At 74.3% G+C, this 13,236-nt stretch carries 2 protein-coding genes; both read right to left on the bottom strand.

Annotated features, from left to right (window positions below; translation table 11 throughout):
* Window positions 1-66 precede the first annotated feature (66 nt).
* Window positions 67-4,806: an SDR family NAD(P)-dependent oxidoreductase gene (locus tag ACFVNO_RS16845; protein WP_378893538.1), complete on the bottom strand. Its 4,740-nt coding sequence runs from the start codon at window positions 4,804-4,806 to the stop codon at window positions 67-69.
* Window positions 4,793-12,883: an SDR family NAD(P)-dependent oxidoreductase gene (locus tag ACFVNO_RS16840; protein ID WP_378893708.1), complete on the bottom strand. Its 8,091-nt coding sequence runs from the start codon at window positions 12,881-12,883 to the stop codon at window positions 4,793-4,795. Before ACFVNO_RS16840 ends, ACFVNO_RS16845 begins: the two co-directional genes overlap by 14 nt.
* Window positions 12,884-13,236: the final 353 nt, after the last annotated feature.

Genomic DNA, 13,236 nt, shown 5'->3' with positions numbered 1-13,236 from the left:
TTCACGTTGTCCGTGTCCGTGGCCGGACACGGGAGGGGCCGGGTTCCGGGTGCCGGGGTGCGCCGATCAGTCGCGCAGCGCATCGTCGATGAACGCGAAGAGCTCCTCCCGGCTCGCGGATTCCAGATCCCGGTCGTCCGCGGTGCCGGGCGCCGGGGGCGACAGCCGGTCCAACAGGACGCGCAGCCGCCGGGCGACGGCGTCGCGGTCCAGGTCGGGACCCTCGTGCTCGGCCAGGGCGGCCTCGATGCCGTCGATCCGAGTCATGATGGCCTGCTCGGTGCCGCCGAACATCCTCTCCTCCAGATGGCGGGCGAGCGCCGCGCACGTCGGGTGGGCGAAGGCCAGCCCGGAGGGCAGCTTCAGCCCGGTGAGCACGGCGAGCCGGTTGCGGAGTCCGACCGCCGTGACCGAGTCCATCCCCAGGTCCCGCAGTCCGCGATCGGCGTCGATCGCGGCACCGGAGGGGTGTCCCAGGAGGACGGCCGCCTCTTCGCACACGTGCTCGGTGAGCACCGCGCGCCGTCGGGCCCGGTCGAGGCCGGCCAACCGCTCCGCGAGCCCGGCGGTGCCGGGCTCGGCCCCGGTGGAAGGTGCGCCCAGTTCCCCGATCAGCGGGCTCGGCCGGTTCGCGGTGAACGCGGTGCGGAACCGCGGCCAGTCGATGTCGGCGACGGCGAGCGCGGTCAGGTCCCGGTCGAGCGCCTGCTCCAGAACGGCGAGGGCGTCCTCGGGGTCCATGCCCGGCAGCCCGTGGCGGTTCAGGAGTTCGGAGACGACCGTGTCCTGGGCCATCCCGTTCCCGGACCAGGCGCCCCACGCCACCGACGTTGCGGGCAGTCCGAGCGAGCGGCGGTGATGGGCGAGGGCCTCGCAGAAGGCGTTGCCCGGTGCGTAGTTGCCCTGCCCGGCCACCCCGAACACCGAGGAGACCGAGGAGTACAGCACGAACGCCGACAGGTCGCGCCCGCGCGTCAGTTCGTGCAGGTGCACGGCTGCGTCGGCTTTGGCGCGCAGGGCGGCGGCCACCTGGCCGGGGCGCAGGTCCGCGATCGCGGCGTCGTCCAAGGCGGCCGCGGTGTGCACCACCGCCCGCAGGGGGTACTCGTCGGGGATCCGGTCGAGGAGCCGTTCCAGAGCGGACCGGTCGGCGACATCGCACGCGGCGATCGTCACGCGTGCCCCCGATCCGCGCAGTTCCTCCTCCAGTTCCGCCGCGCCCGGGGCCTGCGGTCCGCTCCGGCTCACCAGGAGCAGGTGCTCGGCGCCGCGCCGGGCGAGACGGCGCGCGGTGTGCGCGCCCAGAGCCCCGGTCCCGCCGGTGATCAGCACGGTTCCGCGTGGTTCCCAGCGGCGCACGGCCTGGATCCGGTCCATCGGCGCCCGAACGATCCGGCGGGCCAGGACACCGCCGGAGCGGACCGTGAGCTGGTCCTCCCCCGCGGCCGTCTCTCCCGCCAGGACGGCGGCGAGCGCCTCCCCCGTGTCCGGCTCCCACTCGGCGGGCAGATCGACGAGGCCGCCCCACCGATCCGTGTGCTCCTGGGCCGCGACCCGGCCGAGTCCCCAGACGAGTGCGCCGGAGGGGTCGGTCACCGGCCCGGAGGCGGGTACGGCGCCCCGTGTCAGGCACCACAGGGGCGCGTCCACACCGGCGTCGCCCAGGGCCTGGATCAGCGCGACCGTGTCCCGTTGCCCGGCCGCCTCCGTGGGCAGGGCGGCCCCCGGGGTACCGGGAGGATGCAGGAAGGCCGATACGACGCCGACCACGGGTGCGGCACCCTCTCCCGCCCGGGCCGCGATCGACGCCAGGGCCCGGCGGTCGGCGGACGGGGGGACGTCCACGATACGGACGTGGTGGCCCCGGCGTTCCAGAGCCGCGACGCAGTCCATGACCTCGCGGGGAGGGGTCCCGCGGCCGAACAGCAACCACGCCCCGGTCGGCACGGACTCTCCGCCGAAGGCCCCGGCGGGCCGCCACTCCTCTCGGTAGGTCCATCCCCGCGCGGGAGGGGCACCGGTGCCGGATCCGTCGCGGGCGGGGCGGACCCCGGCCCGGGAACCGTCGCCCCCTCCCGACCGCCAGAAACGCTGTCGGTGGAAGGCGTAGGTGGGCAGGTCGACGACACGGGCATCGTCGCCGAACACCCCCGCCCAGTCCGGGTCGACCCCGTGGGTCCACGCCTGGGCCACCGCGGCCAGGAACCGGTCGGCACCGCCCTCGCCGCGGCGGAGGGTGCCCAGCACGGCTGCACCCGGTGCATCGGCGGAGTCCACGGTGTCCTGAAGGGCTTCGGCCAGCACGGGGTGCGGACCCGCCTCGATGAAAACGTCGTACCCGTCCTCCAGCAGGGCGCGCGTCACCTTGTCGAACTCGACCGGTTCCGCCAGGTTGCGGTACCAGTGCCCGGCGTCGAGAGGGGCGCCCACCAACCGCCCACCGGTGACGGCGGAGTACATCGGGATCTCGGGTTCGCGGGAGGCGATACCCGCCAGGGCGGTTTCCAGGGAGCCGCGCAGGGCCGCCACGTGCGGCGTGTGCGAGGCGTAGTCCACCGCGATCATCCGGGCCCGGACCCCTGCCGCCTCGTACTCCGCGACCAGGGAGCGCACCGCCCCGGGGTCGCCCGCGACGACCGTGGTACCGGGGCCGTTGACGACCGCGACGTACACGCCGGCCGCTCCGGCGACGCGCTCCCGGACGGTGTCCACGGGCAGGGAGACCGATGCCATCGCCCCGGTGCCCGACAGTTCCAGCAGCGCCCTGCTGCGCGTTGCCACGACCTTGGCGGCGTCCTCGAGGGACAGCGCGCCCGCCACGCAGGCGGCGGCGATCTCCCCCTGGGAGTGGCCCACCACGGCGGCCGGGCGCAGCCCGTGGGAGCGCCACAGCTCGGCCAGGGAGACCATGACGGCCCACAGCACCGGCTGGACGACGTCCACGCGGTCCAGGGCCTCCGTGCCGTCCCCGTAGCGCCGCAGTGTCTCCGACAGCGGCCGGTCGATATAGGGGGCCAGGGCCTTCTCGCACTCGGCCATCCGCCCGGCGAACACCGGCGAGGTCTCCAGGAGTTCGACGGCCATGCCGGCCCATTGGCCGCCCTGTCCGGGGAAGACGAGGACGGGCCTGCGGTCGCCCGAGGCGCGTCCCGTCACGGCGCGGGGGTGCGGCCTTCCCTCCGCCAAGGCGTCCAAGGCGTCGAGGAACCCGGTCCGCTCCCCGGCCACGATCGCGGCCCGGTGCTCCAGAGCGGACCGGGCGGTGGCCAGGGTCCAGCCGACGTCGACGGGGTCGGCCCCCGGGTCGCCGCGCAGGTGGTCGCGCAACCGGGCCGCCTGCCCCCGCAGAGCCTCGCCGTCACGGGCCGACAGCACCCAGGGCAGGATCCGTCCGGGCCTGTCGCGCCGTTCGCCCGGCTCCCGGTCCCCGTCGTCCGCCGGGGCCTGCTCGACGATCAGGTGGGCGTTGGTACCGCTCACTCCGAAGGAGGAGATGCCCGCCCGGCGGGGGGCTCCGGTGCTCGGCCAGGGCCGCGCGCCGGTCAGCAGGCGCACCGCACCCGAACTCCAGTCCACGTACGGGGTCGGCTCGTCGGCGTGCAGGGTCTTGGGCAGCACGCCGTAACGCAGGGCCTGGACCAGTTTGATCAGGCCCGCGACGCCGGCCGCCGCCTGGGTGTGGCCCAGGTTGGACTTGAGGGAGCCCAGCCACAGGGGCCGGTCCGCCGGGCGCTGCCCGTAGGCCTCCAGGAGTGCCTGTGCCTCGATGGGGTCGCCGAGCCGGGTGCCGGTACCGTGTGCCTCCGCGAGGTCGATGTCCCCGGGGGTCAGCCCGGCGTCCTCGAGCGCCGCGCGGATCACCTTGACCTGCGAGGGTCCGTTGGGTGCGGTGAGCCCGTTGGAGGCGCCGTCCTGGTTGACGGCCCCGCCCCGGATGACCGCCAGGACCCGGTGGCCGCGGCGGCGCGCGTCGGACAGGCGTTCCAGCGCCACCAGGCCCACGCCCTCCGAGAAGCCGGCGCCGTCCGCGTCCGCCCCGAACGCCTTGCAGCGGCCGTCGGCCGCCAGCCCCTGCAGGTGGGTGAACTCCGTGAGCGGGCCCGGGGACGACATCACCGTCGCCCCGCCGGCCAGGGCCAGTGAGCACTCCCCCGACCGGAGCGCACGCACGGCCAGGTGCACGGCCACCAGGGAGGAGGAGCAGGCGGTGTCCACGGTGATCGCGGGGCCGGTGAGCCCCAGGCTGTAGGAGATCCGCCCGGAGGCCACGCTGAGCGCGGTCCCCGTCATGGTCAGCCCGTCGTCCGGGGCCTCGGACAGCCGGGGGCCGTACTCCGGGGTGAGGGTGCCGACGTAGACACCCGTGTCACCGCCCGCCAGCGAGAGAGGGGCGATCCCGGAGTTCTCCAGGGTCTCCCACGCCACCTCCAACAGCAGCCGCTGCTGCGGATCCATGGCCTCGGCCTCACGGGGGGAGATGCCGAAGAGCCCGGGGTCGAAGTCGGCCGCCGCCTGGAGGAAGGAGCCCTGCCGCATCCTCGACCGCGGTTCCGTTCCCTCCTCGCCCAGCAGACCGGGGAGGTCCCACCCGCGGTCGTCGGGCAACGGGCCGACCGTCTCACGGCCCTCCTCGACCAGTTCCCACAGCTCTCCCGGGGAGTCGATGCCTCCGGGAAGGCGGCACCCCATCCCCACGATGGCGATCGGCTCGCCGGGGGCCGCCCGGTCGAGTTCCTGCCGCAGTCGGGCGTTCTCCTTCAGAGCCGACCGGAGTGCCTCGATCAGGCGGTCGTCACCGGAAGCCATCTGCCCTCTCCTGTCCGCGTACGAGTGAGGGGGTCTCCCCCTGCAAAGCGAGATTCACGAGTTCGTCGACCCCCATGGCGTCGATACCGCCCTCGGGGGTGCCGGCGCCGTCCCGGGGTTCGGGGGGGCGGGTGGCGTGCTGTCCCCCACCGTCCGGCGCCGTCGGCGCGGGCACCAACAGGCCGTCGAGGAACCGCGCCAGGGCGCGGGGGGTCGGATGGTCGAAGACCGCGGTGGCCGGTATCCGTACCCCGGCCGAGGACGCGAGCCGGTTGCGCAGCTCCAGGCCTGTGAGCGAGTCCAGGCCCAGCGCGCTGAAGGGCCGGTCGACCGCGACGCGCGAGGCGTCGGCCCCCGGGCCGTGGCCGAGCACGACGGCCGTGTGCACGGACACCTCCTTGAGCAGGGCGCGCTCGCGTTCCTCCGGGTCCATCCCTCGGAAGCGGGCGGCGGGGTCGGCCTCCCCGGACGGCCCGCCGGACCGGCCGGGGGCCCCGTCGTGGTCCGCTCCGTTCTCCTCCACGGATTCGACCAGGCCGCGCAGGACGCCGATGCCGGCGGCCCCGGCCGGGTCCAACAGTGCGGGAACGCTGTTGGCCAGGTTCCACGCCAGCACGGTATCGAACGCGGCCAGCGCGTCCTCGGGCGCCATCGGCAGCAGACCTCCGCGCCCCAGGGTCGCCAGGTCGGCCCCGTCCAGGTGGTCCGTCATACCGCTCCCTCCGGCCCACAGGCCCCAGGCCAGGGAGACCCCGGGCAGACCGCGTTCCCGGCGGTGGTGGGCCAGCGCGTCACAGAAGACGTTGGCGGCGGCGTAGTTGCCCTGGCCGGGGTTGCCCAGCACTCCGGCGGCGGAGGAGAACAGCACGAACGAGGCCAGATCGGTGCCGGCGGTCAGTTCGTGCAGATTCCAGGCGGCGTCGACCTTGGGACGGAGCACCCGTTCGAGCCCCTCCGGGGTGAGCGAGGTGACGGTGGCGTCGTCGAGCGCACCGGCGGCGTGCACCACCGCGCCCAGGGGGCGGTCCCCCGGGATACCGCCGAGCAGGTCGGCCAGCGCCTTCCGGTCGGCGGCGTCGCAGGCCTCGACCCGGACGCGTGCGCCCAGTTCCTCCAGCTCCGCGGTGCGCTCGTCCTGTCCCTCGGCCCGCGGACCGCTGCGGCTGGTCAGCAGCAGGTAGCGCACCCCGTAGCCGGTGACCAGGTGACGGGCGATCCGGTGTCCCAGTGTGCCGGTGCCGCCGGTGATCAGGACCGTGCGCTCCTGGGGGAAGGGAGCGGGCACGGTCAGCACCAGCTTGCCGATGTTGTCGCCGCGCTGCAGGGAGCGCAGGGCGTCCTGGGCCTCGCTCAGTTCGTGAACGGTCACGGGCGGCGGCGCGACGGTGCCGCCCGCCAAGAGCTCCAGGATCCGCCTCAGCATCTGACCGATCCGTTGGGGGTCCACATCGGGCAGGTTGAACGACTGGTACTCGCGGCCGGGATAGGCGGCGGCGACGTCCTCCACCTCGCGGATGTCGGTCTTGCCCATCTCCACGAAGCGGCCGCCGGGCCCGCCGCCGTCGGCCGGGGAGCGCAGCAGCCGCAGGGAGGCGTCCACGAACTCTCCACTGAGGGAGTTGAGGACCACGTCCATGCCGCGCCCGCCGCTGGCCGCGCGCAGGAGCCGTTCGAAATCCAGGTCGCGGGAGGAGGCCAGCCGGTCCTCGGTGAGTCCGTAGGGGGCCAGGCCCGCCCACTTGTGCGGACTGGCCGTCCCGAACACGCGCGCGCCCATGTGCCGGGCGAGCTGCACGGCGGCCGTTCCCACGCCGCCCGCCGCCGCGTGCACCAGGACGTTGTCCCCGGGGCGCACACCGGCGAGATCCACCAGCGCGTAGTAGGCGGTCAGGAAGACGACGGGGACGGCCGCGGCCTGCTCGAACGTCCAGTCGTCGGGGAAGCGGGCGAGCCTGCGGGCGTCGGCGACCGCCACAGGACCGAACGCGCCGTCGAACAGGCCGGTCACCCGGTCACCCGGCTCCAGGTCCGCCACCTCGGAACCGGTCTCCAGAACGATCCCGGCTCCCTCGATGCCCATACCCGTCTCGCCCTCGACCAGGCCGAGGGCGACCACGACGTCGCGGAAGTTCACTCCCGCGGCACGCACGGCGATCCGGACCTCATGCGGCCCGGGCCTCCGGGCGGCATCCTGTGCCTGTACCGGCACCAGGTCCTCCAGGGACCCCGGCCCCCGGGTGTCCAAGCGCCACGGCGCTCCCGGCGGAGCCGGGTCCCGTCCGGCGTCCGCCGCCTTCACCAGCCTGGGCACCAGTACGGTGCCCGTGCGCAGGGCCAACTGGGGCTCGCCCGAACCGACGGCCTCCGCCATGACACGGTGGGACTCCTCGGAGCCGTCGGAGTCCACGATGACCAGGCGTCCCGGATGCTCGCGCTGGGCCGCCCGCAGCAGCCCCCACACCGGGGACGCGGCCAGACCCGCGATCCGGTTCCCGGGGTCGGTGGCCACCGCCCGCCAGGTCACCACGGCCAGGCGCGCGTGCTCGGTCCGGGGGTCGGCCAGCCAGGACCGGACGGCTTCCAGGGCCGATTCCAGTCCCCTGCGGACGGCGTCGGGGACCGGGTCGCCGGAGTAGACGAGACCCGCGGGCAGTTCGGTGTAGACCACAGGCGGTACGGGCAGGTCCGGGTCCAGCGCGTCCAGGCCCGGGGTGTCGGCGGGGACCGTCGTACCCGGGGCCGGGACAGGGGCCTTCTCCCACACCGTCTCGTACAGGCCGGGGACCTCGGCGGGGTCGCGCGGCGGCAGGGCGCTCTCGTGCAGCGGCCTCAGGGTGAGCTCGTCGACGGTCACCACGGGGGTGCCGTCCCCCTCGCTCAGGCGCACGCGGTAGCGGTCGGGGCCGATCTCGGAGATGCGGGCGCGCAGGGGGGCTCCCGGAGTCCCCTTCCCACCCGGGGAGTGGACGCGCACCCCCGACCAGGAGAAGGGGACCAGCGGGACTTCCCCGCCCGTCCGCCCGTACAGCAGGACGGCGTGCAGCGCGGCGTCCAGCAGGGCCGGGTGGGGGCCGGGGAAGCCCGCGGCGTCGGCCCCGGGCGGAGCCACCGAGGCCAGGAGGTCACCGCCGTGCCGCCACACCTCCCGCAGCCCCCGGAAGGAGGGGCCGTAGTAATGTCCCCGTCCTGCCAGGAGCGCGTAGTCGGGACGGGCGGCCGCGGGTTCGGCGTCGGCGGGGGGCCACGGGGCGGTATCGACGGGCTCGGAGGCGGGCTCGCCGCCGGACTCCAGGGCCCCGGAGGCGTGCCGGGTCCACGGGGCGTTCGCGGCACCGTCCGGGCGCGCGTGGACGCTCACCCGGCGCAGCCCGTCCTTTTCCCCGTCCACTGTGACCTGGATTCGGAGGCCCGTGCCCCGGTGCAGGACCAGCGGTGCCTCCAGGGCCAGTTCGGCCACGGTCGCGGCGCCGGTGTGCGCGGCCGCGTGCGCGACCAGCCCTACCACCGCGGTGCCCGGGAGGACCGTCCGTCCCCACAGACCGTGGTCGCGGGCCCACGGGTGTTCGGCGAGGACGAGGCGCCCGCCGAACACCGTCCGCCCGTCGGCCAGCTCGAGCCCTCCGTCGAGCAGGGCCCCGGGCGCGGTCGGCGGCCCGGCCGGAGCCGCCGACGGCTCCGTGCCCGCCCAATGGCGTTCGCGCCGGAAGGGGTCCTCGGGCGCGACGACGGGCGCTCCCTCGTCGGCGACGCCCTCCAGTACCACGTGCGCGTTGGTGCCGCTGATACCGAAGGAGGACACCGCCGCTCTACGGGGCCTGCCCGTGTCCGGCCATTCCTCGGCCTCGCGCAGCAGACGCACACCGCTGCCGTCCCACTCCACCTTGTCGGTGGGCCGGTCGGCGTGCAGGGTGCGGGGCAGCCGCCCGTGCCGCAACGCCTCCACCATCTTGATCACCCCGGCCACACCGGCCGCGGCCTGGGCGTGCCCGATGTTGGACTTGAGCGAACCCAGCCGCAGGTCCTCGCCGGAGTCACCGCGCGCCCGCCCGTACACCGCGATCAGCGCCTTGGCCTCGATCGGGTCCCCCAACCGTGTACCGGTGCCGTGCGCCTCTACGGCGTCGACCTCCTCCGGCGCCACTCCGGCCGCCGCCAGCGCGCTGCGGATCACACTCTCCTGGGCCTCCCGAGAGGGTGCGGTGAGCCCGTTGCTCGCCCCGTCGGAGTTGACCGCGCTACCCCTGACCAGGGCCAGGACGGGACGGCCCGCCCGGCGGGCGCTGGAGGCGCGCTCCAGCAGGAGCATGCCGGCCCCCTCGGCCCAGGCGGTGCCGTCCGCCCCGGCTCCGAAGGCGCGGCAGCGGCCGTCCGGGGACAGGCCGCGCTGCGCGGAGAACTCGAGGAACATGCCGGGGGTGGACATCACGGTGACGCCCCCGGCCAGGGCCATCTCGCACTCGCCCCGGCGGATCGCCCCCGCCGCCTGGTGCAGCGCGACGAGCGAGGAAGAGCAGGCGGTGTCGATGGTCAGCGCCGGGCCGTGCAGTCCGAGGTAGTAGGCGATGCGTCCCGATGCCACGCTCAGGGTGCTGCCCGTCAGGCGGTAACCGCCGTCGGTGCCGGCGCCCGGGTCCGCCAGGCGCGGCCCGTAGTCCCCGGGCATGGCGCCGACGAACACTCCGACCTGCCGGTCGCGCAGGTCGTCCGTGCTCAGCCCGGACCGGCGGACCGCTTCCCAGGAGACCTCGAGCAGCAGGCGCTGCTGCGGGTCCATGGCGTCGGCCTCGCGCGGGCTGATACCGAAGAAGCCGGGGTCGAACAGGGGAGCGTCGTAGAGGAACCCGCCCGACCGCGTGTACGTGCGGCCGGGGGTCCCCGGGTCGGGATGGTAGATACCCTCCAGATCCCATCCCCGGTCGTCGGGGAAGTCGCCGATGGCGTCCACCCCTTCCTCGACGAGCCGCCACAGCTGTTCGGGGGAGCGCACGCCTCCCGGCAGCCGGCAGGACATGGCGGTGATGGCGATCGGGTCGTCCTCCGGCTCCGGGGCGGCGGAGAGCGCGGGAGCCGGGATCGCGGAGGGCGCGGGCACGGGGTCGGCGGGGGCGGGCTGCGCGCCCCCGTCTCCGGACGGCTCGGGTGCCCGGTCCCCGATCTCTGTGACCAGGAACTCCGTCAGGGCCGCGGGAGTGGGCAGGTCGAACAGGACGGTGTCGTGGAGGTGGACTCCGGTCTCAGCGGTGATCAGGGCCGCGAGCTCGCGCAACATGATCGAGTCGAAGCCGAGGTCGCGGAAGGCCCTGCGCTCGTCGTCGGCGGCCAGGGAAGCCCGTTCCAGCACGCGCGCCGTGAGCGCCGTGACCAGCTCCGCGGTACTGTTCCCCGCGCGTGCGGCTCCTCCGCGGGAGGCGGCCCCGGTCCCGGGCACCGCCTCCCCCGGCCAGAAGCGGGTGCGCTGGAAAGGGTAGGTGGGCAGGTCGATCGGGCGCGCGCCGGTCCCGCGGAACAGGCCCCCCCAGTCCACGTCCACTCCGGCGGTGAAGGCCAGGGCGGCGGACGCGAGCATCTGTGCCTGGTCCCCGCGGTCGCGCTTCAAGGTCTTGAGGGCCACCCCTTCGACCCCCGCCTCCGCCAGGGTGCTCGTGATGCCGAAGGACAGGACCGGATGCGGCCCGACCTCCAGGAAGGCCCTGTGTCCGTCCTCCACCGCCGCCCGCACGGCGTCGGCGAAGCGGACGGTACCGCGCAGGTTCCGGTACCAGTACCCGGCGTCCAGGGCCGGCGCCTGCGGGTCCAGGGCGCGACCCGTCAGAGTGGAGAAGAACGGCACCCGCGCCGGCCGGGTCTCGACCTCTCCGAGCAGTTCGGCCAGGTCTCGGCGGATCCGCTCCACGTGGGCGGAGTGGGAGGCGTAGTCGACGTCGACCAGGGAGCCGTGCGCCCCGGCGTCGACGCAGTGCTCCACGGCCCGGCGGACCGCCTCCCGGCCGCCCGAGACGACGACCGACGAGGGGCCGTTGACGGCGGCCAGGTACAGGTCCGGCACGCTCTCGACCAGGCGGGCCGCGCGTTCGGGGGACACCCCGAGCGAGGCCATGCCGCCGCTCCCGGCCAGGGCCCGCAGCGCACGGCTGCGCAGGGCCACCACACGCGCCCCGTCCTCCGGCGACAGGATCCCGGCCACGCACGCGGCCGCGATCTCGCCCTGCGAGTGCCCGATCACCGCGGCGGGCTCGACTCCCAGGTCGGACCACACCCCGGCCAGGGACACCATCACCGCCCACAGCACCGGCTGCACCACGTCCACCCGGGCTTCCGGACCGGTGAGCGCCGGGGACTGGGGGTCTCCGCGCAGCACCTGCGCCACCGACCAGTCCACGAAGGGCTCCAGGGCCCTCTCGCACTCCTGCAGCCGCCGTGTGAACCCCGCCGCGAGGACACCGTCGCCGTCCAGCAGGTCGCGGGCCATCCCCTCCCATTGCCCGCCCTGTCCGGGGAAGACCAGTACCGGCCGGGAACGTGAGCCTTCGACCGGTACCGGTGCGGGCGGGATCGATTCCGGTTCGCGCGATCCGTCGTCCACCGGGGCGAAGATGACGGCGCGGTGCTCGAACACGGTGCGGGTCGTGGCCAGGGACAGGCCCACGTCCTGCGCCCGCAGTCCGGGCCGGGACGAGACGAAGAAGTGCAGTGCCGAAGCCTGCGCGCGCAGCGCCTCCTCCGAACGGGCGGACAGCACCCAGGGGACAGGGGACAGCGCCCCCTCCCCCGCGGCCGGGCCGGAGCGGTCGGACTTGGCCGGCGGGGGCGGTCCGAGGACCAGGTGACAGTTGGTGCCTCCCACACCGAAGGAGGACACACCCGCGAGCGGGGCGTCCACCGGCCAGGGCTCACGCCGGGTCTGAGGGCTGAGCCGCAGGGCCTCCAGGTCGATGTCGGGGTGGGGTTCGGAGAAGTTCCGGGTGGGCGGCAGTTGACCGTGGGACAGGCTCAACACCGTCTTGACCAGGCCGACGATGCCCGCGGCGCCCTCTAGGTGGCCGACATTGGTCTTGGCCGATCCCACGTGCAGGGGGTCCTCACGGCCGGGGGAGAACACCGAGCCCAGGGCCCGGGCCTCCACGGGGTCCCCCGCGGGGGTGCCCGTGCCGTGCAGCTCGACGTAGCCCACCTGCGACGGTTCGGCCTGCGCCCGCCGCAGGGCCGCGCGCAGGACCGCCTCCTGCCCGGGCGCCTCGGGGCGCGCCAGGTAGGAGGTCTGGCCCGAGTTGTTGACGGCGCCGCCGCGCAGGACGGCGTGGACGGGGTCGCCGTCGGCCAGGGCCCGCTCCAACGGTTTGAGCACGACCACTGCCCCGCCCTCACCCCGGGCGTAGCCGTTGGCACGCGCGTCGAAGGTGTAGCACCGGGCGTCCGGGGACAGTGCGCCGAACAGGGCCGCGTCCTCGGTGCTCTCCGGGGCCAGAATGAGGTTGACGCCTCCGGCCAGTGCCAGGGAGCATTCGCCCCGGCGCAGGCTCTCCGCGGCCATGTGCACGGCGACCAGGGACGACGACTGGCCGCTGTCCACCGTGAGGCTGGGGCCGGACAGGCCGAGGGTGTAGGAGACCCGGTTCGCGATCATGCCGCGCTGGGTGCCGGTCATCGTGTGATGGGCGCCGCCGTCGGACCGGCTCCGCAGGAGCGAGTAGTCGGAGGAGATGGCGCCGGTGAACACACCCGTCTCGGAGCCGCGCAGGGAGTCCGGCGCCGTCCGGGCGCTCTCCAGGGCCTCCCAGCTCAGCTCGAGCATGATGCGCTGCTGGGGGTCCATCGCCAGGGCCTCACGGGGGGAGATCCCGAAGAAGGCGGCGTCGAACTCCTCCGGCCGGTCGAGATAGCCGCCCCAGTAGTGGTCGCGGTTCGCGGAGGACACGCCCAGGCGTTCCGGGGGTGCGGTGATCGACTCGCGTCCTTCGCACAGCATCCGCCAGAACGCTTCGGGGGTGGAGGCGCCGGGGAGGCGGAGCGCGAGTCCCACCACTGCGATCGGGGAGTCGGAATCCCTCAGCCGACCGGACGGACCGTCACTGCTCATCTCGTTCGCTCCGATCACGCTTCACGTTCTCGTCCTGCCCGTGCATGGGATCGTGCGGGGGCACACAGTGCATGTAATGCGCACATGCACGGGCAGTTGTAAGTTTTCACAGGTCAGGGTGGTTGTTCGGAGAGCGGGTGAATCAAATCGCCAGGGGCTCAGCGAGGAAGAGGGGCGCGGCGGACACGAATGGGAAGAGAGGGTCGGGTGTGGTCGCTCCGCCGGAAGAAGCCGAACAGGTACAGGCAAATGCGCATGCGACATGCGCAATATGACTAAAAAGGCACATAGAACCCAATCATATACACATGTCACTTACAGCTACAGACCTCTAGATCAGGGATCATAACCGC

Origin of the sequence: Nocardiopsis sp. NPDC057823, assembly GCF_042797335.1 — a bacterium.
Classification (GTDB): Bacteria; Actinomycetota; Actinomycetes; order Streptosporangiales; family Streptosporangiaceae; genus Nocardiopsis; species Nocardiopsis changdeensis.
Note: the sequence above shows the minus strand (reverse complement) of the source record. Positions and strands in the feature narration are given on the sequence as shown.

Excerpts from the sequence above, each read along its gene's own strand:
- ACFVNO_RS16845 (WP_378893538.1), bottom strand. The coding sequence starts at position 4,806 with ATGGCTTCCGGTGACGACCGCCTGATCGAGGCACTCCGGTCGGCTCTG.
- ACFVNO_RS16840 (WP_378893708.1), bottom strand. The coding sequence starts at position 12,883 with ATGAGCAGTGACGGTCCGTCCGGTCGGCTGAGGGATTCCGACTCCCCG.